This window comes from Arthrobacter sp. TJ-265 (assembly GCF_058269135.1).
This window is the reverse complement of record NZ_JBZCND010000001.1, coordinates 1,634,590-1,658,356: the sequence shown is the minus strand read 5'-3', so window position 1 is coordinate 1,658,356 and position 23,767 is coordinate 1,634,590. Positions and strand designations below refer to the sequence as shown.

At 66.8% G+C, this 23,767-nt stretch carries 24 protein-coding genes and 1 pseudogene; 16 read left to right on the top strand and 9 right to left on the bottom strand.

The features are described from left to right. Positions 1–11: 11 nt before the first annotated feature. On the top strand, positions 12–1,088 hold the full coding sequence (locus AC4D2E_RS07890; RefSeq protein ID WP_490952205.1) for a response regulator transcription factor: 1,077 nt from the start codon (positions 12–14) through the stop codon (positions 1,086–1,088). Positions 1,089–1,145: 57 nt separating this feature from the next. Here AC4D2E_RS07890 and AC4D2E_RS07885 read toward each other — a convergent pair whose 3' ends face one another. After that, positions 1,146–1,640 (bottom strand): GNAT family N-acetyltransferase, encoded by a 495-nt coding sequence (locus tag AC4D2E_RS07885; RefSeq protein WP_490952204.1) that lies wholly within the window; start codon positions 1,638–1,640, stop codon positions 1,146–1,148. Between the two features lie 222 nt (positions 1,641–1,862). On the opposite strand from AC4D2E_RS07885, the gene AC4D2E_RS07880 reads away from it, so the two are divergent. The 3 genes from AC4D2E_RS07880 to AC4D2E_RS07870 all read left to right on the top strand — a co-directional run bounded on the left by AC4D2E_RS07880 (position 1,863) and on the right by AC4D2E_RS07870 (position 4,121). Beyond that, positions 1,863–2,333 carry a hypothetical protein gene (locus AC4D2E_RS07880; RefSeq protein ID WP_490952203.1) on the top strand — a complete coding sequence of 157 codons (471 nt, stop codon included), beginning with the start codon at positions 1,863–1,865 and terminating at the stop codon, positions 2,331–2,333. Between the two features lie 279 nt (positions 2,334–2,612). Further along, on the top strand, positions 2,613–3,197 hold the full coding sequence (locus AC4D2E_RS07875) for a cupin domain-containing protein (RefSeq protein ID WP_490952202.1): 585 nt from the start codon (positions 2,613–2,615) through the stop codon (positions 3,195–3,197). Between the two features lie 183 nt (positions 3,198–3,380). After that, positions 3,381–4,121 (top strand): SDR family NAD(P)-dependent oxidoreductase, encoded by a 741-nt coding sequence (locus AC4D2E_RS07870; RefSeq protein ID WP_490952201.1) that lies wholly within the window; start codon positions 3,381–3,383, stop codon positions 4,119–4,121. Positions 4,122–4,228: 107 nt separating this feature from the next. On the opposite strand, the gene AC4D2E_RS07865 is transcribed toward AC4D2E_RS07870, so the two are convergent. Then, positions 4,229–5,656, bottom strand: coding sequence for a pyridoxal phosphate-dependent decarboxylase family protein (locus AC4D2E_RS07865; protein ID WP_490952200.1), 1,428 nt, complete (start codon positions 5,654–5,656; stop codon positions 4,229–4,231). 465 nt (positions 5,657–6,121) lie between these two features. Beyond that, positions 6,122–6,646, bottom strand: coding sequence for a hypothetical protein (locus AC4D2E_RS07860; RefSeq protein WP_490952199.1), 525 nt, complete (start codon positions 6,644–6,646; stop codon positions 6,122–6,124). Positions 6,647–6,702: 56 nt separating this feature from the next. Between AC4D2E_RS07860 and AC4D2E_RS07855 the strand changes: the two genes are divergently transcribed. Next, the gene (locus tag AC4D2E_RS07855; protein ID WP_490952198.1) at positions 6,703–7,110 is read left to right on the top strand and encodes an SRPBCC family protein; all 408 of its coding nucleotides are present in this window, start codon (positions 6,703–6,705) and stop codon (positions 7,108–7,110) included. 117 nt (positions 7,111–7,227) lie between these two features. After that, the gene (locus AC4D2E_RS07850) at positions 7,228–7,890 is read left to right on the top strand and encodes a hypothetical protein (RefSeq protein ID WP_490952197.1); all 663 of its coding nucleotides are present in this window, start codon (positions 7,228–7,230) and stop codon (positions 7,888–7,890) included. Between the two features lie 59 nt (positions 7,891–7,949). Here the strand turns inward: AC4D2E_RS07850 and AC4D2E_RS07845 are convergent, their stop codons facing one another. The 4 genes from AC4D2E_RS07845 to AC4D2E_RS07830 form a co-directional block, all read right to left on the bottom strand. After that, entirely contained in the window at positions 7,950–8,426 is a 477-nt protein-coding gene (locus AC4D2E_RS07845) for a hypothetical protein (RefSeq protein ID WP_490952196.1), read from the bottom strand. Between the two features lie 128 nt (positions 8,427–8,554). Continuing rightward, positions 8,555–9,451 carry an HNH endonuclease gene (locus AC4D2E_RS07840; protein WP_490952195.1) on the bottom strand — a complete coding sequence of 299 codons (897 nt, stop codon included), beginning with the start codon at positions 9,449–9,451 and terminating at the stop codon, positions 8,555–8,557. Between the two features lie 33 nt (positions 9,452–9,484). Then, a complete protein-coding gene (locus AC4D2E_RS07835; RefSeq protein ID WP_490952194.1) occupies positions 9,485–9,862 on the bottom strand; it encodes a hypothetical protein in 378 nt (125 codons plus the stop codon). Positions 9,863–10,059: 197 nt separating this feature from the next. Then, entirely contained in the window at positions 10,060–10,413 is a 354-nt protein-coding gene (locus tag AC4D2E_RS07830) for a hypothetical protein (protein ID WP_490952193.1), read from the bottom strand. A gap of 157 nt (positions 10,414–10,570) precedes the next feature. Between AC4D2E_RS07830 and AC4D2E_RS07825 the strand changes: the two genes are divergently transcribed. The 3 genes from AC4D2E_RS07825 to metE all read left to right on the top strand — a co-directional run bounded on the left by AC4D2E_RS07825 (position 10,571) and on the right by metE (position 15,241). After that, on the top strand, positions 10,571–11,722 hold the full coding sequence (locus AC4D2E_RS07825) for an App1 family protein phosphatidate phosphatase (protein ID WP_490952192.1): 1,152 nt from the start codon (positions 10,571–10,573) through the stop codon (positions 11,720–11,722). Between the two features lie 244 nt (positions 11,723–11,966). Further along, the gene (locus AC4D2E_RS07820) at positions 11,967–12,869 is read left to right on the top strand and encodes a methylenetetrahydrofolate reductase (RefSeq protein ID WP_490952191.1); all 903 of its coding nucleotides are present in this window, start codon (positions 11,967–11,969) and stop codon (positions 12,867–12,869) included. Positions 12,870–12,916: 47 nt separating this feature from the next. After that, positions 12,917–15,241 carry a 5-methyltetrahydropteroyltriglutamate--homocysteine S-methyltransferase gene (gene metE, locus AC4D2E_RS07815; protein WP_490952190.1) on the top strand — a complete coding sequence of 775 codons (2,325 nt, stop codon included), beginning with the start codon at positions 12,917–12,919 and terminating at the stop codon, positions 15,239–15,241. Here the strand turns inward: metE and AC4D2E_RS07810 are convergent. Beyond that, positions 15,238–16,176, bottom strand: coding sequence for a LysR family transcriptional regulator (locus AC4D2E_RS07810; RefSeq protein WP_490952189.1), 939 nt, complete (start codon positions 16,174–16,176; stop codon positions 15,238–15,240). The genes metE and AC4D2E_RS07810 overlap by 4 nt on opposite strands. 577 nt (positions 16,177–16,753) lie before the next feature. Between AC4D2E_RS07810 and nrdH the strand changes: the two genes are divergently transcribed. The 6 genes and pseudogenes from nrdH to AC4D2E_RS07780 all read left to right on the top strand — a co-directional run bounded on the left by nrdH (position 16,754) and on the right by AC4D2E_RS07780 (position 21,774). Then, on the top strand, positions 16,754–16,999 hold the full coding sequence (gene nrdH / locus AC4D2E_RS07805; protein ID WP_104164474.1) for a glutaredoxin-like protein NrdH: 246 nt from the start codon (positions 16,754–16,756) through the stop codon (positions 16,997–16,999). 37 nt (positions 17,000–17,036) lie between these two features. After that, on the top strand, positions 17,037–17,507 hold the full coding sequence (nrdI, locus tag AC4D2E_RS07800; RefSeq protein ID WP_104164476.1) for a class Ib ribonucleoside-diphosphate reductase assembly flavoprotein NrdI: 471 nt from the start codon (positions 17,037–17,039) through the stop codon (positions 17,505–17,507). Beyond that, positions 17,504–19,663 carry a class 1b ribonucleoside-diphosphate reductase subunit alpha gene (gene nrdE, locus AC4D2E_RS07795; RefSeq protein ID WP_490952188.1) on the top strand — a complete coding sequence of 720 codons (2,160 nt, stop codon included), beginning with the start codon at positions 17,504–17,506 and terminating at the stop codon, positions 19,661–19,663. Before nrdI ends, nrdE begins: the two co-directional genes overlap by 4 nt. Positions 19,664–19,747: 84 nt before the next feature. Beyond that, positions 19,748–20,722 carry a class 1b ribonucleoside-diphosphate reductase subunit beta gene (gene nrdF, locus AC4D2E_RS07790; RefSeq protein WP_104164480.1) on the top strand — a complete coding sequence of 325 codons (975 nt, stop codon included), beginning with the start codon at positions 19,748–19,750 and terminating at the stop codon, positions 20,720–20,722. A gap of 254 nt (positions 20,723–20,976) precedes the next feature. Then, a pseudogene (locus tag AC4D2E_RS07785) lies at positions 20,977–21,258 on the top strand (alpha/beta fold hydrolase); the annotation flags it as partial. A 240-nt stretch (positions 21,259–21,498) separates the two neighbouring features. After that, positions 21,499–21,774, top strand: coding sequence for a hypothetical protein (locus AC4D2E_RS07780; protein WP_104164482.1), 276 nt, complete (start codon positions 21,499–21,501; stop codon positions 21,772–21,774). Positions 21,775–21,899: 125 nt separating this feature from the next. Here the strand turns inward: AC4D2E_RS07780 and AC4D2E_RS07775 are convergent, their stop codons facing one another. Then, positions 21,900–22,583: a histidine phosphatase family protein gene (locus tag AC4D2E_RS07775; protein WP_490952187.1), complete on the bottom strand. Its 684-nt coding sequence runs from the start codon at positions 22,581–22,583 to the stop codon at positions 21,900–21,902. A gap of 202 nt (positions 22,584–22,785) precedes the next feature. Between AC4D2E_RS07775 and AC4D2E_RS07770 the strand changes: the two genes are divergently transcribed. After that, entirely contained in the window at positions 22,786–23,757 is a 972-nt protein-coding gene (locus AC4D2E_RS07770) for a glucosyl-3-phosphoglycerate synthase (RefSeq protein ID WP_490952186.1), read from the top strand. Positions 23,758–23,767 lie beyond the last annotated feature (10 nt).

Genomic DNA, 23,767 nt, shown 5'->3' with positions numbered 1-23,767 from the left:
ATACTTCTGGTGTGTGGGACGAACGCGCTTCCCGCCTCCGCCGGGAAATCACCCAACTCGCTGCCGCCGGACTCAGTGTCAGCGAACTCCACGCCGCGGCGATCGAGCTGGTGGGCCGGACCGTCAGCACCGATCTGACCTGCTGGGCCAGCATCGACCCGGAGACCCAGGTCATCAGCTCCATGGTCAGCGGTCAGAACCGGATACCGACCGAATATGAGTCTCGACTGGCCGAAGCCGAGTACTCATTGGATGAACCGCATACCTTCGCCGCCCTCGCACGTCAGGGCGCCACCCTCGCCAGACTTTCTGACCTGTCCGCCGACGATCGGAGGCGCAGCACCAGGCTCCACAGCATTTGGCGGCCACTCGGGATGGACGAGGAGCTCCGAGTCATATTCAGAGCCGACGGCGTATGTTGGGGTGCGGCGGGCCTGGTCCGGTCAGGAGTGGAGTTCACGGCGCGGGAAGTGGAGTTCCTGGCGGCAATTGCGCCGGCCATCGGATCGGCCACCCGACTCGCAGTGCGGTCGGAGGCGCAGGGCGGTACGGGGCCGGGTCGGCCGGCCCTGGTGATCATCGCCGCGGATGGTCAGCTCGTAGGGGTGACGCCTGACGCCCGGGAATGGCAGGAGCGGCTCGACGCAATTGCTCCCGGGCGATTTCGGGTGATGATGCAGGTCATGGCGTCAGGCTCACATGCAGCGGCGGCGGGATACTTCAAGGCACGGCTGCGCGACGCCGATGGGCGGTGGGCGGTCCTCCAGGCCAGCACCCTGATCGGCGGGGAGGAGGATCAGGTGGCGGTGGCCATCGAGCCGGTCACAGGCGACCAACTGGTCGGGCTGCTGCTGCTGGCCTACGACCTGAGCGCCCGGGAACGGGAGATCTGCCGTGAGGTGATCGGTGGACACTCCACAGCTGAGATCGCCGGTCACCTGTTCATATCAGTCCACACGGTGCAGGATCATCTCAAGTCGGTCTTCGCGAAGGTCGGCGTCCGTAGCCGTGGCGAGCTTGTCGCCCGCTTGCGCCCCGACAATGCGGACGGATACGCCACCACCGGCCCGCAGTTCGCTCGGCTCTGACTGTTGCTCCGCACTCGTTCGCGGGTCGTTGAACAACCGGGCGCCGGTCGGATGGGCCTACTGCGCGTCGCGGGATATTTCCTTGAAGTAGCGGGCAACAGGCCACCGCTCGAATCCGGATGCCTCGTAGAGCCGACGGGCCGGCGCGTGTCCCGGATCATCGCCGGTCTCCACCATCACCATGCGCATTCCCCTTGATCGCACGCGTTCGATCGAATGCTGGATGAGCGCGCGACCAAGTCCTTTCCCCTGGTGCGGTGGGTCGACAGTGAGGACGTAGATCTCACCCATGCTGTCCTCCGGGTGGAGTCGTGTGCAGACCCACCCGACGGGTGAGTCGTTGATCAGCGCGACATCTATGTTCTCCGGTTCACCGTCGAGGGTGGCAGCCAAATCGTCGTACTGGCGCCTGCGCCAACCCTCGGGATAGAACGACTCGTAGACGAATGCGGAGACGGCCGACTCCAGTCGAGGAAAGACGGGTTCCCACGCGCGGAGCGACAGTGCCAGAAGCGGTTCGCGGTGTTCGGCAGCAAACGGGACGATTCGCATGGATCAACATTAGCCAGAGGAGCTCACCCCGGTGTCGGCATTGCCCGTAAGCATCTGTCTCACACCGGGACGTTCGGCAACGTCCGCGAGCGGATGGCTTCGCTCCATCGGTGCTTGGCCGACCCCTTCCCGCACGCCTCGCTTGCGGACATCCCCGGGTCCGACAACGGCATCGGTGGCGGCCATAATGATGGCTCGAGGTCGCACGGGGAAGGAACACTGATGGCTATGCCGACGCACGACTGGCAGCTCACCACCGCTGAGACGGTTGCCCGGGCACTCGCCGTTCTCACCGAACACCGGTTGGGTCTGAACGGCGGAGGCGTGCCCGGACAGCTGAGCCTTACCGGCGGGAGCAGCCTCGAGGGTCTGCTCACCAAAGGGGACATCGACTTGCACCTGCGGGTGATGCCCGGTGAGTTCGCGATTGCAACGTCCAAGCTGACGCTCATCTTCGATCGGGCGCGACAAGAGATCTGGACACCATCGTTCGCCGTGTTCGAACGAGATTCCACGCCACCGGTCGGGATCGCCGTGACGGTCGTCGATTCGGAACACGATCGGCGGTTCATTCGGTCCTGGGAACGAATGCGCACCGATGAAACAGCACGACGCGACTACAACCTGCTCAAACGACGGGGTGGCGACGTTGAAGCCGCCAAAGCGCAGTTCTTCACCGATCTGGTCGCATGATCGTGCCGACGATCGGCAGGTGTATTTCCTTACTGTCCGCCCGGAGCAGTGGTTGCTGGGCACCGCGTCAATCTTGACGGCGACCACAGCCGGCGGGAAACTGATTGCCTCATCGCGAGCCTCGTCGAGGCCAGTCGCCCCGCCGCCATGGCGGCCGGACACCATGACAGTCACCCGTTCGTGACAAGGGAATCAGAGCTCGAGTCAGGAGATCCTGATGAACACCGCACTTCGCGGCACCACTCCGACCACTGCGTCGATCGCCGCAACGGAGGGACCATGATGTGGACCACGGACCAAGTCATCCAGATGCGCGCGGACCGACCGGTTTACCGCGACACCGTGCAGGACAATGAGATCGCCTGGATCCGCACCGGTGAGGAGACCGGCGGGGAGTACAGCCTGCTCTACAGCGATTCCTCCGCTGGCGCCGGCGTGTTCCCGCACTTCCACACGCGCTATGAAGAGACCTTCTACGTGCTGGAGGGATCCCTCGACATCGAGATCAGCGGTGTAGACCGCCAACTGCAGCCGGGGGAGAACGCCACTGTGCCGTTGAGGGCGGTCCACCAGTGGCAGAACACCAGCGATCGCCGGGTGCAGTTCGTCGTCGAGGTCCGGCCCGCCTACCCGTCGTTCGAGAAATGGCTCGCGGTGCTGCAGAACATGTCCTCCGACGGAATGACCCACGCCGATGGGCGCCCGAAGAATATCTCGCACGGGGCGCTGATCATCGTGGACTCCGACATCCACCTCGTGGGCCGCGACCGGGTGATGATGCCGGTGTTCCACCTGCTGGCGCGCCGGGCCCGACGCAAGGGCATCGACCGCCAGCTCGAAGAGCGCTACTGGCACCAGCACTGACGGAACAGGCCCCGGTCGGAGCGCACCCCGGGCGGGGCCTTGACGTGCAAGGTAGTCCGAGCTCAGGAACAGCGGCCCTTACCCGGGGGCTCTGGCCGTGGATATGATCGTGCGCTCGACAGCCGCTAATTCCGCTGCCCATCACGCAATTTCATGCTCCGGGATCTCGGTGGAGGCAATACGATGCCAAGCCAACGCACCGTCCTCGTTACGGGCGCCGCACGAGGGATCGGTCGAGCCAGCGCCGAGTACCTCGCGGAGCAGGACTGGAGGGTGGTTGCGACCTACAATACGAGCCTTGAGGAAGCGAATGTTCTGCGGCGCACGCATGAGGTAGAGATACGCCGCCTCGACCTCCTGAACCGCGCCGCAGTACAGGATTTCGCTCGTCGGATCGGTGACGAATTCTACTTCGATGCCCTCGTCAACAATGCCGGGGTCCTGGAGAAGGAACCGTTCGAGGCGCTGAGTCTTGACGTCTGGGACAGATCGTTCGAGGTCAATGTCACGGCCCCTCTCATCCTTGCCCGGGAGATCGGCCTCCGCATGTCATCAGGTGGGAGCATCGTCAACATCGCCAGCACGGACGCCGCCGTCGGATCGTTCCGCGGCATCGCGTACTCAGCCAGCAAGGCAGCCCTACTTTCAGTCACCCGAAGTCTGGCCAACGTGCTCGGCCCCCGCGGCGTTCGCGTCAATGCTGTGAGTCCCGGCTGGGTCGACTCCGGCATCTTGAACGAACCTTATGAAGCAGCCGGGCTTACACCTCTAGGACGAAACGGACGACCTGACGACATAGCCGGCATCGTTGCCTTCCTCCTCAGCGCCTCCGCTTCCTTCGTCACGGGAGCAACAATTGTCGCTGACGGAGGCTACACCGGGGTGGACTACTTCATGAAGAAGGAAAATGACTCCCTCGGGTAGGCACCCTCACGTTCCGGCTCGAAGTATTGGACTCGACCAGCCCTCTGGTCGAAATCCACGTCGAGGCGTTCGGGAAGAGGGCTTGCCCGGCACCTCGGTCCGGCTGATCAGCCGCGGACAGCTGCCAGGGCGTCCCGCACCGCGGCGACGGCGACGGCCGTGTCGGCGTCGTCCGTGCTCCAGTTGCTCACCGAGATCCGCAGGATGTCCCGGTCCTGCCAACGCGAACCGGACATCCACACCCGGCCGTCGGCGATGATCCGGGCAGTCACCGCGCGCGTCGTGGCGTCGTCGCCGAAGGCCAGGCAGACCTGGGTGTAGGAGACGTCGTTGAGCACCTCGACCCCGTCCAGTAGGGCTAGCCGGTCCGCTAGCTGTTGCGCGTGAAGCACCAGTCCCCGGACCTGACGCGCAACGCCGTCCCGGCCCAGCGACTTGAGGGCCGCCCACACCGGAACGCCCCTGGCACGCCGGGACAGTTCGGGAACCGTTTCGAGGGGGTCTGCCGGACCGTCCCCGTCCCGGATGAGGTAACTGGTATGCACGCCCATCGCGGCACGCAGCGCTGTGGCGTCCCGGACCACCACGACGCCGCAGTCGTAGGGAACGTTCAGCGTCTTGTGCGCATCGGTACCCCACGAGTCCGCTTCCTCCATCCCAGCGGTCAGAGCGGCGAGCTCCGGCACGGCGGCCGCCCACAGCCCGAAGGCGCCGTCCACATGGACCCAGGCACCATGAGCCTTGGCCACGGTGATCGCTTCCCTGAAAGGATCAAAAGCACCGGAGTGCAGGTTCCCGGCCTGCAGGCACACCAGCAGCGGGGGGCGTCCCGACCCGCCGGCTTCTTCGCGCCCGGCGTCGGTCAGGGCGCGATCCAGAGCGCAGTCCAGTTCTGCAGGATTCATGCGGCCCTGCCCGTCGACAGGTACCACCGTGGGCCGGCCGAGCCCCAGGTAGCGGAGGTCCAGATCGATGGTGTCGTGCCGCTCCTCGCCCACGAAACAGTGGATCCGCGGTCCGCCGGCCAGCCCGTACGTGTCCAGGTCCCATCCGGCGTCGGTCATCAACCGCCACCGAGCAGCGGCCAGTCCGGTGAAGTTGGCCATCGTGGCACCCGTCGTGAAGCCCACATCTGCGTCCCGCGGGAGGTTCAGCAGATCGAGCAGCCATCTACCGGCGGCCTCCTCGATGGCCGCCGTAGCCGGGGTCGCGAACCGGAGCCCGGTGTTCTGGTCCCAGGCGCTGACGAGCCAGTCCGCAGCCAGCGCAGCGGGCACCGTGCCCCCGATGACCCAGCCGAAGAACCGTCCGGAGGGCATGGCCATCAGTCCGGGTTCAGCCTTGGCCGCCAGATCGTCCACCACGTCGGCCGCCGGGGTTCCGGCCTGGGGGAGGGGACCGCCGAAGTCCGCCGCGAGATCGGCCGCGGTCCTGCTCGGGCCGACGCGCCGCCGATCCTGGCTTTCCAGCCACTGGCGCGTATGCCCGAAGGCAGCAGCCAGGGCGTCTTCGTAGCGTTCCTCAGGTGCTGACATGGCCGCATGCTACCCCCGTGACTCCGGGACGGGCAGTGCCTTCGGACTGTCATCCAGCGGGGGCCTGCGTTGTGGCGGAATCTTCCGCTACTCGGCGGAAGGGAACCGCCCGGGAGTAGGTGTAGTACGACCGCAGTCCCTGCTTCATGCCGGGTGGGCGCTGGGCGACTGATCTTCCGCGGCGAGTAGATGACGGATAGGCGCGGCACCCCATCGAGCCGTTCCACAGGGACGGGCCCTCCGGCCGGCACCGACCCTGTGCGTCAGCCCGCCGCGGCATACGCCTAGCTGAACCTGAGATCGAGCGCCTCGTCACCCGAGGTCCCGGTGAGCCCGGGGTCCGGGCCCCTGTGGTGGAAGAACCTCAGCAGTGCTGCCTTCGTGGCTCTCAGGTCGACGACGACGCCGGGCCCGGGAACCGGGCCACAAGCGCCCGGTGGTGACTCAACCGATGCCTGCTGACCCCTATATCCGGCGCTTGTAGTGGTCGTGGGTCAGCTTCAGCTGCTCTGCCCAGAACGCGTACTTCCGCTCGTCGGATGCGCCCGGCTCCAGATGGCCGAGGTTCTCCGCAAGGGTGTAGAACTCGCTTCCGGGCTCCCGTTCCACCTCCGAGAGCGTCGCGACCGACGAGAGCATGAACCGACTGTGCAGGAGGTCCTCCTTCACGACGTCGGCGAGGAGCGCGCCGAGCGCATCGCGGTCAGCAGCCTGGGAGAAATCGAACGGTTCCGTATCGGTGTCCTCACTGATCTGTCGATTGAGGTCCTCATAGGTGATCAACTCCTGCCGGCGGGCAGTGTGGACCATGATGCTGCGGGCAGCCTCCATGACTATGGCCCGGTCCTCGTCAGTGCGTGCGTGCGGCATGCTGCCCCTTCCGTCGGCTTCCGAAAGCCTATCCGTCCCAGCTCCGACGATCTCCCGATGCCCAGGCAGTCCGGGCGTGCCCGGGAACCACACGGCGACCGGTGGTTTCTGCTCCGCCACGATATTTACACGATGCCGAGGCGCGGTGTATGGCTTGACCCATGAGGAGTCATCACGTGAGCCGGATCATCACGGCATCTCCGGAGGCTGTCTACGACGTCGCGTCGGACATCGGCAACCTGCCGAAGTGGGCCGCCGGCCTCGCGCAGTCGGAGGTGGTGCAGGACGGGCGGGATCTGTTCGTCGAGTCCCCGATGGGGCGGGTCCGGATCCAGTTCGTGGAACGGAACCGGTTCGGGGTGCTTGATCACGACGTCGTTCTGCCGTCCGGGACTGTCGTCACGAATCCGATGCGGGTGGTCTCCCACCCGGACGGTGCCGAAGTGCTCTTCACCGTTCGCCAGATCGAACTCAGCGATACGGAGTTCGCGCGGGACGTCCGGATGGTCGAGGCCGATCTCGATCGTCTCGCAGCGCTGGTGAGCAACGGGGCACCCGCAGTTCCGGGCGGTAAGGGGGAGTAACCCACGTGCGGCCAGGGCGCCGGGCATCCAGCGCCTGGCCCGGTTGCCCGGGTGCGGAAAAGGATCGGCCTCCGGGCCGTAGCCGAACGGTAGGGTGACGCTGACAGAAGGGCTGCAATGTGTTCTCTTTACCATGAGGTGGATCGTCGGGTCGCCGAGCCGCTGGCCGCTTCGCTCGACCGCACCGGACATCTGGTCACCTCGGTCGTCCCGCCAGGCTATGAGCGCTATGTACGCGTCCTCAACCCTGTCGCCATCGATGACGATTCGGTCATCAGGTGGTCGGACATCATGGAACGCAACGGCCTCGAACCGAGCCCCTGGATGCAGTGGGACGAGCTGAAAGCCCACCCTGACGCCGTTCTTCCCGCCGGCAACGCAGAACCTGCGATGGGTGATCCTCATGCAAGCCTCGCAGGAGCCCTGATCCGCGAGCTCCACGTGGACGAGGGCCGACACTACTTCGCGAGCTGGACCGGCTACGCCGAAGGAAGCGCTCCGCCGATCATCGAGTTCTCACCATCCCGACGGGAGATGGCGCTGTACTCGGGCGTCCTCATCGATGCCGAGGGCTCTGTGGTTGTACCGACTACGGACACGGGCCGCGTTCCCACGTACTGGTGGCCAGGAGATCTGCAGTGGTGCGTCGGCCAGGACCTGTACGCACGAAGCCTCATCGTCGGCTGCGACCTACCCACCGCCGGCAGAATCCTTGCGGCCGAAGACCTGGACTCCCACCTGATCCGCGAATCGGACATGGTTCCCTCCGAGGACTTCTGAACCTCATATGCCCCGGTTCGGGACGGGGGTCCTTCGCTGGGACAGAATCGCATCGCCGACTAGAGGGCGGGCAGTGTCACAACCGCCTCACCGTACGTAAGAGTCACTTCCTGGGTCCTGTCGATCTCCGTGGGGGTACTGATGACGTAGGTCCGTGGTGCCATGTCGGCTGAGCACACCGTCGCCTCGTGGCGGTCGATGCCCACCTTCACGGTGTGAGGACCGACGACCTCGATCGATGAAGGGAAGGCGGGGCAACTCCCGCTGCCCACAAGGACGATCGCGAACGTGTCGCCGCCGTCGAGCCACCCAGCCCTCGGGAAGGGGTAGGCGGAGCCCGGGGAGCGGGGAGGTTGCTCTCCGATGATCGCTTCCGCGGGGAGTCCTCCCCGGATCTCGGACTCGGCGATCGACTGCTGCAGCGAGTCCGTCGCTTCGGGAGCGGGAGGTGACCCTGTGGTGCCGGGTTCTGCCGTGCATCCTCCGATCAGCAGGACGGTCGCGGCCACCACGCCCACAGCAAGTCGATTCCCCATGACACGAGACCAGGGTGCGCCGGAGACATGTAACCCAGGGCACTGGTCACGCGGTGTCCGGTGTCCACGCGCGTCGCCGGGATCCAGGTGGTCGAACCCTCGGCGGGGACAGCGACAGGAGCGCGGCGTCACGGAGCGTCCGGGCCCGACGACGCATCCAGGATGCGCGCCGCGCCCGACTCCGCGGCAAGCTGCTCGTCGGTCAGGGCCGCTCCGCGCAGGAAGCCGCTGCGGGCGAGCATCCCCCGGAGCTCACCGGCACCATAAGGGCGGGGCCATCGGCTGTGGGCAACCACATGGCAGGTGGGACACAGCGGAACGAGGTCGACGAGCGGATCGACGGCGTAGTCGGCGTCGACGTACTCCGGCGGGGTGATGTGATGCATCTGGATCAGGTCGCTGCCGTCGAGGCCGTACCTCTGTTCGAAGTCGAGGCCGCACGCATGGCAGGCGGAACCCCGGTGGGCGACGACCGTCCTCCGCACATCCGGGTCGTGCTCGAACCGGTTGACGTGCACCCGCTTGCCGGCCGCCGGCGGCAGGGAACCAGGGGCCGGATCGAGTGAGCCGGCGTCGGGGGTGAACGCCTCTCTCCAGGCCGTACGCAGCGCTGCCTCGTCCGTCCCCTCGATCACGATCGGTCTGCCGTCGGCGGCCAGGACGCCGGGTGCGAGTTCCACGAGCCGCGTCAAGGCCAGCTGATCGCCGTGGGGGAGGAGGGCGTCGAACTCGATCTGCGCCGGTGTCGTCGGCTCATCCTCCGGCTCTGATTCGCCGACGGCGGCGAGGGTGCCGTGGCCGATGAGGCCCTGCGCGGCCGGGGGACCGGTGAGGATCACCAGCCACACGTCCATGCCGCGTGAGGGGGCGGTGGGCGGTGCGGCGGCGTGCGACGAGGCGAGGAGTGCGGGGAGGGTCCAGCGCTGCCGGACCACGCCGTCCCGGCGCACGGCATCGATGTCGGCTACGTACGGCCCGTCCCACTGAGGCTCATCCGGGTTCCAGGGAATGATCACTGCCACCATGGCACGAGTGTGACAGATACCCGCCCTCGCGGTTCAGCCTCGAAGCACCCATCTCTCGGCTTCCTCCCACTCGGTGAAGAAGCGAGCATCGGTGCGGGCCTTCACCAGGAACGCGGTGAGCACGAGGTCGACGGCGTCGGTCCCGAGCACGGCGACCCGGGCAGGGAACTCGTGGGAGAGGATCGCCGTCCTCGCCTCCCACGTGATCTCCTTCAGTTTCGTCACCTCCACCAGCAGCGGCAGGGTAGGCGAGCCGGACATGGCGATGGCGGATCCGACGCCGGTGATGTCGTTCCGATCGATGGCGATGCGTGGTGTCCAGCGCAGGTGGAGCATGTGCGGGAGGACGTCGAGCGAGAATCGGCCCGTCCTGCGGTCCGCCACCCCTCGGGAGTCACACCGCTGCATCATGTGCGTATCCATTCGGCAGACCCCCGGAACCACAGCGTCACCGCGCGCGAGGTACTGCCGCCGAGTTTCGGGGTGTGGGCCACGCGGGCGGTCGGTCGCGCGGGCGCGCGGACTGAAGGATGTTCGACGCCGCCTGGGGCACGGATGGGTGAACAACCGAAGCAGGTGGCGTTGCGCCCGTCAGGGGAGCGGGGGCGTCACAGCTCCCACCGCGGCTGATCCTGCCAGAGCATCATGCCGTCGAAGCTGTTGATCACCTCACGCACGCCCGGTGCGAGGACGGGAAGCCCGCCGTCGACGGCGATCAGCGGTCCGTAATGCCGCAACTCCGCCATCTCATTGGCGAAGTGGAGGGCGCGCGCGTGATCGGCAGTGAGGCCCACGCCGCCCGCCGCGACGGCTTCGAGAGCCGACTGGGCCCGGCCGAACAGGATGGCATGGGCGAGGTCGATCGCCGTCGTCTCGGGGTCCTGTTCCGCCTCGGTGGCCCAGCTCCGCAGCACAGGGTCTTCCTTGAAGCGCACGCTCGCCTGATCCCGTTCCACTGCCATGACGTCCCCGCTGATCGTTGGCTGTATCGAAGTCCAAGCGTCCCAGTCGCCGCCTCCACCGACAAGACCGGCCGATCCGAAATACGAAGTTGTTAGCCGCCCGTGATCTGTGCGGACTCCGCTCGTCCGTCGCGGTGGGTCGTGCCAGACTGGGACCATGCGCCCACATCCCCTGAAACCGCACGCGCGCTCCACCAGCCCGGACCGTGCCATGACCCCCGCCGGCGAGGAGCGTCATGTCGCCATGCGCCTCGACGACGCCTGGCTCCGTTTCCAGACCCGGCGGGCGATCCGCCGTGGACGAATGGAAACCGTCATCCCCTACACGGGTTACGGCTCGACGTCGTGGGTGCGCGTCCTGGCACGCGTTGTCCTCAGCGATCCGAGGGACGCCGTCCCGGGGTCGGACGAGGGCCGCCTGAAGCCGCTGCAGGACGGCATGCGCGGCTGGCGCAACTTCACGAGCGCGCCGGTGGCGCACGCCGTCGTACACGTCACCATCGGTGACACGGTGCACGACGTCGAGGCGGACCGCGGCGGCGTGGTGGACGCGCGGATCCCGGTGAACCTGGCCGCCGGCTGGCACAACATCACCCTCCAGACGGGCGGCTCCAGGGCGGCGAAGGCCCCCGTGCGGATCGTCGAGGACGGGACGGAGTTCGGCGTCGTGTCCGACATCGACGACACCGTCATGGTGACGGCGCTGCCCCGACCGTTCCTCGCCGCGTGGAACACCTTCGTGCTGGACGAGCACGCGCGGACGCCCACCCCCGGCATGGCCGTGCTCTACGAGCGCATCGTGCGCACGGTCCCGTCGGCTCCCGTGCTGTATCTCTCCACCGGGGCCTGGAACGTTGCGCCGACGCTGTCGCGGTTCCTCTCCCGGAACCTCTACCCGGCAGGGCCGAAGCTGCTCACCGACTGGGGGCCGACGCGCGACCGGTGGTTCCGCAGCGGGCAGGAGCACAAGCGGCTCTCCCTCGAGCGGCTGGCCGAGGAATTCCCCGAGATGAAATGGCTGCTCGTCGGCGACGACGGTCAGCACGACGAGGCGATCTACGCCGAATTCGCCCGCCGTCACCCCGAGAACGTGCGGGCCATCGCGATCCGGCAGCTGTCGGTGAGCGAGGCAGTGCTCGCAGGTGGCCGCTCGAAGACCGGCGTGCAGCCCACCCCGGGCATCCCGTGGATCTACGCCCCCGACGGCGCCGGCATGTCCGCCCGCCTCGAGGAGATGGGCATCATCGAGCACACGGTGCGTACCGCCGACGTGCCCGAGGAGGGCGACATCGCGGGGGAGTCGGACTGACCGGGCGGCGCCGCAGTTCGTCATGAAGGCCAGGAGTCTTGATGGCACCACCGCTCTGTCGTAGCGTGGGCGCCTAGCTACCGAAGGTAGCGGGTCAGCGACTTCCGCAAGGAAGTGTGGGTGCCTCCATGTGGGCCTGACATTCGTACGCAGTATCACGGTGATCCGTCACCGTCATGTCCCTGCACCATCTCCCGCCCTCCGCCGCAGCAGGCGGCGCGGTGGCACGTACGAAGAGGATCCCATGTCAGCACCCGCGTACCCGGCTCTCTCCTACGAGCTGTACCCACCACGGAACGCCGTCGCGGAGGACTCCCTCTGGACGACCATCCGCCGGCTCGAGGACACGCGGCCCGATTTCGTCTCCGTGACGTACGGCGCAGCGGGACGCAACAGGGACGCCGCGTTCACCCTCCTGCGGCGCCTGCTCACGGAGACCACGCTGAAGCCGCTGGCCCATCTCACGTGCGTCGGGACCAGCCGGGAGGAGCTCACCGAGATCGTCGACCGGATGATCGGCGGCGGAGTGCGGGGCATCCTCGCGCTGCGCGGGGACACGCCGGAGGGCTACGGACCCGACGAGGACGAGGTGGAGCACGCCGACGGGCTCGTCCGGCTCATCCGCGATGTCGAGGCCCGGCGGACCGCCCAGCTCGCGGCAGGCCGCATCTCGGTGGGCGTCGCGGCGTACGCGACACGCCACCCCGAGTCGCCGAACCTGGAGCAGGACATCGAGGTACTGCTGGCGAAGGAGGCCGCCGGTGCCGATTTCGCGATCACCCAAGTGTTCTTCCAGCCCTCCGACTACTCACGGCTCGTGACCCGCGCCCGCCGCGCCGGGGTCACGATCCCGATCATCCCCGGCGTCATGCCGCTGACGAGCACCCGCCGGCTGGAACGGCTGAGCGGCCTTGCGGGCGTCGACGTCGACGACGCCCTGTGGTCCCGGCTGGCAGCCGCCGGCTCCGACGGCGAGCGCCGTCGGGTGGGTGTCGCGGCCACCGTCGAACTCGCCCGGGCGGCACTGGACGACGGCGCACCCGGCCTCCACCTCTACACCTTCAACGAGCATGCCGCAGCCCTCGATGTCCTCGACGCGCTCGAGCTGGAACGACCGCCCCAGGCCGGACTGGCCGCATCCCTCTAGCCCGGCGTCCCCGTACCCCACCCCTCCGCCGCCACCAGGAGACCGACGTGCCCACACCGTTCCCGCACAGCACCATCCTCGGCTACCCGCGCATCGGACCGCGTCGCGAGCTGAAGAAGGCCCTCGAGGCCTACTGGTCCGGGCAGACCGACCGGGAGTCCCTCGAGGGTGAGGCGCGGCGTATCCGCGCCTCGACCTACGCACGCCTGACGGAGCTCGGGCTCAACCCGCACAACTGCTCCATCCCGGCGTCGTTCTCGCTCTACGACCAGGTGCTGGACACCGCCGTCGTGCTCGGTGCCGTGCCGGAGCGGTTCGCGGACCTGCCGGACGACGACGGCGCCCTGGACCTCGACGCCTACTTCACCCTCGCGCGGGGCGACGCGACGCGCCCACCGCTCGAGATGACGAAATGGTTCGACACCAACTACCACTACCTCGTGCCGGAGATCGGGACGGCCACGCCCTTCACCCTGTCCCCGGGGACCGTGCTGCGCGACGTCGACGAGGCGGCCGGGGCCGGATACCGGATCCGGCCCACGCTGATCGGCCCGGTGACGTTCCTGCTGCTGAGCAAGGCGGACGACGGCGAGGACCCCGCCTTCATCCCGCTGGACCGGCTCCACGACGTGCTGCCCCTGTACCGGGAGCTCCTGCGCCGGTTGGTGGACCGGGGCGTGCGCTGGGTGCAGTTCGACGAGCCCGGCCTCGTCGCGGACACGGTGGTGCCCGAGAAGGGGATCGAGGCGGCCGTCCGGGACGCGTACGGTCACCTCACGGACGGCGCGGACCGGCCGGCGATCTTCGTCGCCGCCCCCTACGGCTCCCTCGGGACCCGGCTCGCACCCCTCGCCGCCGCCGGGGTCGACGCCGTGCACCTCGACCTCGTCAAGGGTGCCGTCCCCCCGGCCGAGGACATCGGCCTGCTGCGTGGCAGGACGCTCGTGGCGGGCGTGGTCGACGGCCACAACGTCTGGAAGGCCGACCTCGCCGCGGCGTGCGGAGTGCTCGACGCCCTGAGGAACGACGGCGTCGCCCTGTCCGTCACGACCTCGACCTCCCTCCAGCACGTACCGCACGACGCCGGCATCGAGCAGGCGCTGGACCCGCAGCTACGCTCGTGGCTGGCCTTCGCCGACCAGAAGATCCAGGAGGTCGCCCTCCTGGCAGGGCACGTCGCGCACCCGGGCAGCATCGACGGCGAGATCGCGGCCGCCGCCCGGGTCCTCGCCGGGAGGCGGACCGCGCCCGGCGTCGAGGTCCCGGCCGTCCGCGCGCGGACCGCGGCCCTCACGCCGTCGGACTTCGTCCGGGGCGACGTCGGGGAGCGGCGCACGGCGCAGCAGGCCGCGCTGGACCTGCCGGTCCTGCCGACGACGACGATCGGCTCCTTCCCGCAGACCGCGGAGATCCGCTCGGCGCGGGCACAGGCCACACGGGGGGCGTTGTCGGGGGAGCAGTACGAGGCTGCCCTGCAGGACGAGATCCGGCGCGTCGTGACCCTGCAGGAGGACCTGGGCTTCGACGTGCTGGTGCACGGGGAGGCCGAGCGCAACGACATGGTGCAGTACTTCGCCGAGCACCTGGACGGCTTCGACGTCACCCGGCACGGCTGGGTGCAGTCCTACGGCTCACGGTGCACGCGCCCGTCACTGCTTTGGGGGGACGTCAGCCGGCCCGCGCCCGTCACCGTGCCCTGGACGGCCTTCGCGCAGTCCCTCACCGACAGGCCGGTCAAGGGCATGCTGACCGGACCGGTGACCATCCTCGCGTGGTCCTTCGTCCGCAACGACCAGCCGCTCGCCGACACCGCGAACCAGGTGGCGCTCGCGCTCCGCGACGAGGTGGAGGACCTCGAGCGGGCCGGGACCCGCATCATCCAGGTCGACGAGCCGGCACTGCGCGAACTGCTCCCCCTCCGCCGGGCGGACCAGGCCGCGTACCTCGCGTGGTCCGTACGTGCCTTCACCCTGGCGACGGCCTCCGCGGCACCGGCTACGCAGATCCACACGCATCTGTGCTACTCGGAGTTCGGCAGCGTCCTGGCGGCCATCGACGGGCTGGACGCCGACGTGACCTCGCTCGAGGCCGCGCGCTCGCGGATGGAGGTGGTGCACGATCTCGAGCAGCACGGGTTCGGGCGGGGTGTGGGGCCCGGGGTCTACGACATCCACTCGCCGCGCGTGCCGTCGGTCGAGGAGATCCGGGCCCTCCTGGAGCGCGCCGTCCGGCATGTGCCGGCGGCGCAGCTGTGGGTGAACCCCGACTGCGGGCTCAAGACGCGCGGGTATCGGGAGACGGAGGAGTCACTGCGGAACCTGGTCGAGGCCGCGCGGGCTGTGCGGGCGTCCGTGGAGGCTCCGGCCGGTTAGGTGCGGTCCGACGTCGTGTGCCGGGGCGCGATGCTCTGGCTGCGGAGGATCTCGGCCAGGTGGTCCAGGAAGAGCCGCACCCGGGCGTCGTCGGCATCACCGGTGCGGAGCGCGAAGATGCTGCGGGCGAGCCTGATCTCGGGCACGTCCAGTGCCACGATGCCCTCGGGCCGGTTGACCATCGCGAGCTCCGGCACGAGGGCGGCCCCCAGGCCCGCCGCGGTGAGTTCGAGGCTGGCGTTGAAGTCGTCGCAGTACGCGCTGATGCGCGGGTGGAGGTTGCAGCTGGCGAAGAGCCGTTCGATCACCGTGGCGTCCGCCGTGCCGGGGTGGTGCATGATCCACGGCATGTCGGCCAGCTGGTCGGCGCTGACCCGGGCTCCGCTACGGATGCCCCAGCTCGCGGGCAGGATGACACGGAAGTCGTCGTCGCCGATCCACTGGCGGCCGAGGGTCGACGGCCAGGCGAGCCCCGCCTGGCCCACCTGGTAGACGAGCGCGAGGTCGAGGTCCCCTCCCGTACGCAGCCCCTGGATGGCATGGGCGGGCTCCCCGACGAACAGGCGCAGCGACACCCCGAGGCGCTGCCACTCGGGCATGCGGAGGAGCCTCGGCAGCGCGAACGTGGCCAGGCTGGGGAAGATGCCGAGCCGGAGCTCGTGCGCCGGGCCCGACCCGGCGCGGGCGGTCGAGGCGAGCAGCGCGTCGATGTCCGTGAGGACCTTCGCCGCGTGCCGGGACATGGCGACGGCGGCGTCGGTGGGGACGGCGCTGCGGGCCGAGCGGGTGAACAGGGCGGCGCCGGTGTCGCGTTCCAGTGCGGACATCTGCTGTGACACCGCCGACGCGGTGTAGCCGAGGCTGGTGGCCGCACCGCTGAAGGATCCGTGGCGGATCACCTCGAGCAGCGTCCGCAGGTGGATCGGGTTGACCATTCAGCACTCTCCATCCCGTGGTCCGGACCGGGCCGTCGCCGGCACGGGTCCTGTCGAGCTTACCCGCGAGCCTCCGATGGGGACGGGCGCCGCGGGCCGGAGCCCCTGTGGTCCATTGCGCAGACATGGCGGGTGTCCGACGGCGGAACCCGCCACTGGTGCGCACCCACCGGGTGCTCGAGAGGGAGGGGCGCAGCGAGGACCGCGACACGCCGGGAGGAACGCGACACGAAGTTTTTCTGCCTGTGCGGAAGTCCTCCACAGAGCTGTGGACGACGCCCCCGCGAGGCCGCGGATCGGCTGATTCCCGGGGTTCCGCTGGGCGCTGATCTGTGGACATCGTGTGGACTACGACCCCTCCGAATGACATACTTGTAATACATCATCTAGGGGTTGGCACCACGGGCCTGCACTAGATGTAGTATCGAAGGACAGAAACAGCCGCTGGACGGCATGGGTTTGCCAGACGCGGGAATCCCCGGATTTCTTCCCCTTCCGGGGTCGCGCGCCGCTCATGACGCGGCAGCTGTTTCATCGATGAATCTCGTATCAGTAGTAGAGAAAAGGGGACCAGGACATGACCGTCACGGTGTACACGAAGCCGGCTTGCGTACAGTGCAACGCCACCTATCGCGCTCTGGACAAGAAGGGCATCGCCTACCAGAGCGTCGACATCTCGCAGGACCCGGCCGCCCTCGAGCGCGTGCGCTCCATGGGGTACATGCAGGCCCCCGTGGTCATCACGGACAACGACCACTGGTCCGGCTTCCGCCCCGACAAGATCAACCTGCTGGCCGACGCCGCCGTCAGCTCGGTCGCCTGACCGGTCCCTTCGGGGATCGCCGGCGAGGCATCCTGAGATGGTCACCATCGCGGACAACCGAGCCGCCCCCGCTGAACCGGCTGCTGCCGGGGACGCCGAGGGACCCCTCACCGATGCGCCGCTGATCTACTTCTCGTCCGTCTCGGACAACACCCACCGCTTCGTGAAGAAGCTGGGGGTCCGGGCCGCCCGCATGCCGCTGCTCACCAAGGAGCCCACGCTGCGGGCAGCCCGGCCGTACGTCCTGGTCCTTCCCACCTACGGCGGGACCACCGGCAATGGTGCGGTACCCCGCCAGGTCGTGAAGTTCCTGAACAACCAGCAGAACCGCAGCCTCCTGAGGGGGGTGATCGGGGCCGGTAACACCAATTTCGGTGAGACCTACTGCCTTGCCGCCGACATCGTCGCCGCCAAGTGCAACGTCCCCGTTCTCTACAGATTTGAAGTCATGGGCACGTCCGAGGACGTGGACCGGGTAACCAAAGGATTGGAAGAGTTTTGGACATGAGTGTTGCAGAGACAGAGGCGGGTGCTCCCGCAGCCGCAGTGGACCGCTTCAAGGACATGGGCTATCACGAGCTGAACGCCATGCTCAACCTGTACGGGCCGAACGGCGAGATCCAGTTCGACGCCGATCGCGAGGCTGCGCACCAGTACTTCCTGCAGCACGTGAACAACAACACGGTCTTCTTCCACGACCTCGAGGAGAAGCTCGACTACCTCGTGAAGAACGAGTACTACGAGCGCGAGACGCTCCACCAGTACACGATGAACTTCATCCGCGACCTCTTCAAGCGTGCGTACGCGAAGAAGTTCCGCTTCGAGACCTTCCTCGGCGCCTTCAAGTACTACACCTCGTACACACTGAAGACGTTCGACGGCAAGCGGTACCTCGAGCGCTACGAGGACCGCGTGTGCATGGTCGCCCTGCACCTGGCCCGCGGCAACGAGGCCCTCGCCGAGCAGATGGTCGACGAGATCATCGACGGACGCTTCCAGCCCGCCACCCCCACGTTCCTCAACGCCGGCAAGCGCCAGCGCGGCGAGCTCGTCTCCTGCTTCCTCCTGCGCATCGAGGACAACATGGAGTCGATCGGCCGGTCCATCAACTCGGCCTTGCAGCTCTCCAAGCGCGGCGGCGGCGTCGCGTTCGCCCTCACCAACATCCGCGAGGTCGGCGCGCCGATCAAGCAGATCGAGAACCAGTCCTCCGGCGTCATCCCTGTGATGAAGCTCCTCGAGGACAGCTTCTCCTACGCCAACCAGCTCGGTGCCCGCCAGGGCGCCGGCGCGGTGTACCTGCACGCCCACCACCCGGACATCAACCGCTTCCTCGACACCAAGCGTGAGAACGCGGACGAGAAGATCCGCATCAAGACGCTGTCCCTCGGCGTCGTGGTCCCCGACATCACCTTCGAGCTCGCCAAGCGCGACGAGGACATGTACCTGTTCTCGCCGTACGACGTCGAGAAGGTCTACGGCATGCCGTTCTCCGACATCTCGGTCACCGAGAAGTACTACGAGATGGTGGACGACGCCCGGATCAAGAAGACCAAGATCAAGGCCCGCGAGTTCTTCCAGACCCTCGCGGAGATCCAGTTCGAGTCCGGCTACCCGTACATCATGTTCGAGGACACCGTGAACCGGGCCAACCCGATCGACGGCAAGATCATCATGTCCAATCTGTGCTCCGAGATCCTCCAGGTCTCCGAGCCCACCACGTACAACGAGGACCTGTCCTACGACCAGGTGGGCAAGGACATCTCCTGCAACCTGGGGTCGCTGAACATCGCGAAGACTATGGACTCGCCCGATTTCGGCCGGACCATCGAGACCGCGATCCGCACCCTCTCGGCCGTTTCGGACATGAGCCACATCGGCTCGGTGCCCTCGATCGCCAAGGGCAACGACGCCTCGCACGCCATCGGCCTCGGCCAGATGAACCTGCACGGCTACCTGGCCCGTGAGCGCGTCCACTACGGTTCGGAGGAGGGCCTGGACTTCACGAACATCTACTTCTACTCCGTGGTGTACCACTGCATCCGGGCGTCGAACCTGATGGCCATCGAGACCGGGAGTGCGTTCGCCGGCTTCGAGAAGTCCAAGTACGCCAGCGGCGAGTTCTTCGACAAGTACACCGATCAGGTGTGGGAGCCGGCGACGCCGCGCGTGCGTGAGCTGTTCGCCGACGTGCGCATCCCCACGCAGGAGGATTGGCGTGCGCTGAAGGCCTCGGTCATGGAGCACGGCATCTACAACCAGAACCTGCAGGCCGTCCCGCCGACCGGCTCGATCTCGTACATCAACAACTCGACGTCCTCCATCCACCCGGTGGCGTCGAAGATCGAGATCCGCAAGGAAGGCAAGCTGGGCCGCGTGTACTACCCGGCGCCGTACCTCACCAACGACAACCTGGAGTACTACCAGGACGCGTACGAGATCGGCTACGAGAAGATCATCGACACCTACGCCGCTGCGACGCAGCACGTGGACCAGGGCCTGTCCCTGACGCTGTTCTTCAAGGACACCGCCACCACGCGTGAGATCAACAAGTCGCAGATCTACGCCTGGCGCAAGGGCATCAAGACCGTCTACTACATCCGTCTCCGCCAGCTCGCGCTGGAAGGGACCGAGGTAGAGGGCTGCGTCTCATGCATGCTCTAGGCAACTGAATTGGCCAGGCCGGGCGGTATGCCCGGCCTGGCTTCCGGCACACCAGGCAGTACCCACGCAGACAAGGAAGACACCATGAGCGAGAAGCTGAAGCTCGTAGACCAGGTCCAGGCCATCAACTGGAACCGTATCCAGGACGACAAGGACGTGGATGTCTGGAACCGCCTGGTGAACAACTTCTGGCTGCCCGAGAAGGTGCCGCTGTCCAATGACGTGCAGTCGTGGGCCACCCTGACGCCGGAGGAGCAGCAGCTCACCATGCGCGTCTTCACCGGCCTCACCCTGCTCGACACCGTGCAGGCGACGGTCGGCGCGGTCAGCCTCATCCCGGATGCCCTGACCCCGCACGAGGAGGCCGTCCTCACGAACATCGCGTTCATGGAGTCGGTGCATGCCAAGAGCTACTCCTCGATCTTTTCCACGCTGGCCTCCACCAAGGAGATCGACGAGGCGTTCCGCTGGTCCACGGAGAACGTGAACCTGCAGCGCAAGGCGCACATCGTCACGGACTACTACCGCGGCGACGATCCCCTGAAGCGCAAGGTGGCCTCGACGCTGCTCGAGTCCTTCCTGTTCTACTCCGGCTTCTACCTGCCGATGTACTGGTCCTCGCGCGCCAAGCTCACGAACACGGCGGACCTCATCCGCCTCATCATCCGTGACGAGGCCGTGCACGGGTACTACATCGGCTACAAGTACCAGCGCGGGCTGGAGAGCGCGACGCCGGAGCGCCGCCAGGAGCTCAAGGACTACACGTTCGAGCTGCTGTTCGAGCTGTACGAGAACGAGGTCCAGTACACGCACGATCTCTACGACTCCGTCGGCCTGGCCGAGGACGTCAAGAAGTTCCTGCACTACAACGCCAATAAGGCGCTCATGAACCTGGGCTACGAGGCGATGTTCCCGTCCTCCGTGACAGACGTGAACCCGGCGATCCTCTCGGCGTTGTCGCCGAACGCCGACGAGAACCATGACTTCTTCTCGGGCTCGGGCTCCTCGTACGTGATCGGCAAGGCCGTGAACACCGAGGACGAGGACTGGGATTTCTGACCGGTTGTAGATGGACAAGCTACTTGGTCCCTTTGGACAACTCATTTGTTCGGGTTGACAAGATAGCTGGCTCATTGACAACCGAGGTGGCCAGTCAATGTAAGGTACGCACGTGGTTGGATGGAGAGCCAAGTTGGACGTATTCTGACTAGGCTTCCCGCCCACGTTCAATCCTCGCCGTGATCGTTCTTCAGCGGATGGAGTCCGACGGCCCTGTCGGCGACTTGAAGCGACGACGATTGGAAAGAAAGTCGCAGGCGAGCCTGGAGGGCCTGAGCGCGGAGGTCCTCGACCGTTTTCGGGCCCGGGCCGTCCCTGAGTCCGGCCCCGTGCTTCGTCAGCCCGTCGAGCTCACGAACGATGCCCGCCGCAAGGTCCGGACCACCCTGGTGTGCTGCTCGATCCCGAGCGCGCAGGTGCTGGAGCTGGCCCGCGCAGGCCATGTCATGTTCGCCATGTGGAGCCGTCCTCGCGAGCTCGCCGAGGCGATCCGGTCGGAGGCTTCCCGAACCGGCTGGACTGCACGTACACCCTGAAAGGGCCGCATCCCACCCAGGGCGCGACTCGAGCTGCCGGACACCTGACCCCTTTCTACGCGTCAAGAGTCTCCTCATTCTTATCGTGCGAGTGTTTACCGCCGTTGATAGCGGTACTACCTTGGGAGCATCCGGTGAGCCCGATTCTTTCCGCAGCACTGCGAACGGGTCCTCCCGGTATCTGTCCGAACCGGCTACAGCGCCCACCATCCTGGTGGGTGGTGCAAGGAGAGACCTACCATGGCACAGAACCTGAATCAGCCCGTTACCGATGACAGCATCAAAGTCCGCCAGCTCAGCCATTATCAATTCAGCTGGGTAGCCGGCGACCCAGGCCAGCCCGGATCCTGGACCCTGCAACTGGTCCTCGACCAGGGAGCCTGGGAGGAAGTCCTGACCCTCGACGCCGATGACGCCGATAATCTTCAGGACCTGCTCTCGTCGGCGGAGACCGTGTACTACGACGTCCAACGCCGAACCCTGATGTTCGGGACAACGAAGACCGGCCACCACTAACCAAAGGTGCCTGCGCCAGCCCGAGAAGCGGGCGGAGGAACCACGGGGCCACAAGGGACGGAGCGGACATTGCATACGCTCCCTCCACGGTTTGTATGCATTACTGAAGTTGATTCGGTCTGGTCCTATGTATCGTGTTCGGTTGGCATATCGTCGGCCAGCGTCGACGACGTATCGGGCAGGGCCTGCGCGTTGAAGTCGATGACCTGCCAGCCGCGGTCGGGGTGTTCTTCCAGTACGGCCCAGGCGCAGTTGGCCATGCCGGCGAACATCTCGCGCATATGGGCCGGGGCGTCGAAGAAGGCCATCAACCCACTGCGCAGGGCCGCCCCGTGGCCCACCAGCACACCGGTGCCTCCGTCGCGCAGGGCCAGGGCCGCCTCCACCATCACGGTCTTCATCCGCTGGTTCACTTCCGAGGGTAGTTCGGCACCAGGTACCCGGTAGTTTTCCTCGGTGAAGAACCTTCGATGAACGTCCGGGTGCTGCTGCCGGAACTCGCTGAAGGTGGTACCTTGCCGGATGCCCACGTGGTATTCGCGCAGCCGCTCGTCGAGCACAGGTTCCAGACCAGTCAGTCGGGCCAGTTCGGCGGCGGTATGCCGGGCGCGTTCCAGATCGCTGGACCAGATGAATCGGGGCTTGAAGGTAGCCAGCAGCTCTGCGGCCCGCTGTGCCTGGCGGCGCCCGGTTGCATCGAGTGGGATGTCTGCGTGGCCCTGTGCTTTTTCCAGCACGTTCCATTCAGTCTGGCCGTGCCTCCACAACACCAGGCGTGGACGTGTCCCGCCGGCCCGTATCTGGTGCATCAGTTCTCCCCCTGCCGCTGGTTTCCTAAGAGCTTTTGACCCTGGTCCGGGTCCGTGTTTTCCCTGTCGAGGAAGTCTGCGGTCCCGGACCGATACGGCTTTGATCTATTCCCAAGGACCGGGCGGAACCGTAGGCTTCGACCTGATCCTATCGATAGCTGGGCCGGCATCGACCGGCACGCTTGGCGAGAGGGAAGCCGACATGCGTGCAGAGGTTCAGGATTGGTATTCCACCCGAAGCTTCCAAGGGAGTGCGTTCGACCGGCAGGAACTAGCGGCGCGCAAGCAAGGTCAACGGGTCAGCGTGGTGCTTCCGGCGAAGAACGAGGCAGCAACAATCGGGGCGATCATCACCCCGTTGCGCACCGAATTGATGGGGGAGTTGCCGCTGCTGGATGAGATCATCGTGATCGATTCGAATTCCACGGACGATACCTCTGCGGTAGCGGCGGCCGCTGGAGCCACGGTCGCCCATCAGAACCGGATCCTGCCGGACGCCGGATGCATCCCCGGCAAGGGCGAAGCGCTGTGGAAGTCCCTGGCGATCGCTTCGGGGGACATCATCGTGTTCATCGATGCAGACCTGGAGGGCTTCAACGCGCAGTTCGCGGTTGGTCTGCTCGGCCCTTTGTTGACCGATCCGCAGGTTCACTTCGTCAAGAGCTGCTACGACCGACCCCTCGATGATGGGGTCAAGGTCATGCCGGCCGGGGGTGGCCGGGTGACCGAGCTCGTGGCGCGTCCCCTGCTGAATCTGTTCTGGCCTGAGCTGGCCGGGGTCGTCCAACCGCTGGCCGGAGAGTACGCAGGCCGTCGCAGCCTGCTCGAATGCATACCCTTCGTCTCAGGTTACGGAGTCGAGATCGGCATGCTGATCGATGTGCTGGAAACGGTGGGTCTGGACGGTATGGCGCAGGTGGATCTTGGAGAACGCCGCCACCGCAACTCGACCGATGGCGAACTAGCCAAGATGGCGATGCAGATTCAGCTCACCGTGCAGTCGCGGCTGCACCGGCGAGGGCTTGCGCCGGCGGCTCCCCGGACCGCCGAGCTGACCCAGTTCCTCCGGGACGGCGACAACTACATCGGTGACACCGCCGTCGTCGGGGTGTCCGAACGACCGCCCATGCTGGACGTCGGACAGCACTGGTCCATGACCGGCGGGCGGGCTTGAGGATGCGGAT

Coding starts and splice junctions, on each gene's coding strand:
- AC4D2E_RS07835 (WP_490952194.1), bottom strand. CDS start 9,862: ATGATGCAGCGGTGTGACTCCCGAGGGGTGGCGGACCGCAGGACGGGC.
- AC4D2E_RS07820 (WP_490952191.1), top strand. CDS start 11,967: ATGTCAGCACCCGCGTACCCGGCTCTCTCCTACGAGCTGTACCCACCA.
- AC4D2E_RS07775 (WP_490952187.1), bottom strand. CDS start 22,583: ATGCACCAGATACGGGCCGGCGGGACACGTCCACGCCTGGTGTTGTGG.
- AC4D2E_RS07840 (WP_490952195.1), bottom strand. CDS start 9,451: ATGGTGGCAGTGATCATTCCCTGGAACCCGGATGAGCCTCAGTGGGAC.
- AC4D2E_RS07885 (WP_490952204.1), bottom strand. CDS start 1,640: ATGCGAATCGTCCCGTTTGCTGCCGAACACCGCGAACCGCTTCTGGCA.
- AC4D2E_RS07880 (WP_490952203.1), top strand. CDS start 1,863: ATGGCTATGCCGACGCACGACTGGCAGCTCACCACCGCTGAGACGGTT.
- AC4D2E_RS07870 (WP_490952201.1), top strand. CDS start 3,381: ATGCCAAGCCAACGCACCGTCCTCGTTACGGGCGCCGCACGAGGGATC.
- AC4D2E_RS07875 (WP_490952202.1), top strand. CDS start 2,613: ATGATGTGGACCACGGACCAAGTCATCCAGATGCGCGCGGACCGACCG.
- nrdF (WP_104164480.1), top strand. CDS start 19,748: ATGAGCGAGAAGCTGAAGCTCGTAGACCAGGTCCAGGCCATCAACTGG.
- AC4D2E_RS07825 (WP_490952192.1), top strand. CDS start 10,571: ATGCGCCCACATCCCCTGAAACCGCACGCGCGCTCCACCAGCCCGGAC.
- nrdI (WP_104164476.1), top strand. CDS start 17,037: ATGGTCACCATCGCGGACAACCGAGCCGCCCCCGCTGAACCGGCTGCT.
- AC4D2E_RS07830 (WP_490952193.1), bottom strand. CDS start 10,413: ATGGCAGTGGAACGGGATCAGGCGAGCGTGCGCTTCAAGGAAGACCCT.
- AC4D2E_RS07850 (WP_490952197.1), top strand. CDS start 7,228: ATGTGTTCTCTTTACCATGAGGTGGATCGTCGGGTCGCCGAGCCGCTG.
- AC4D2E_RS07770 (WP_490952186.1), top strand. CDS start 22,786: ATGCGTGCAGAGGTTCAGGATTGGTATTCCACCCGAAGCTTCCAAGGG.
- AC4D2E_RS07865 (WP_490952200.1), bottom strand. CDS start 5,656: ATGTCAGCACCTGAGGAACGCTACGAAGACGCCCTGGCTGCTGCCTTC.
- AC4D2E_RS07780 (WP_104164482.1), top strand. CDS start 21,499: ATGGCACAGAACCTGAATCAGCCCGTTACCGATGACAGCATCAAAGTC.
- nrdE (WP_490952188.1), top strand. CDS start 17,504: ATGAGTGTTGCAGAGACAGAGGCGGGTGCTCCCGCAGCCGCAGTGGAC.
- nrdH (WP_104164474.1), top strand. CDS start 16,754: ATGACCGTCACGGTGTACACGAAGCCGGCTTGCGTACAGTGCAACGCC.
- AC4D2E_RS07845 (WP_490952196.1), bottom strand. CDS start 8,426: ATGGGGAATCGACTTGCTGTGGGCGTGGTGGCCGCGACCGTCCTGCTG.
- AC4D2E_RS07810 (WP_490952189.1), bottom strand. CDS start 16,176: ATGGTCAACCCGATCCACCTGCGGACGCTGCTCGAGGTGATCCGCCAC.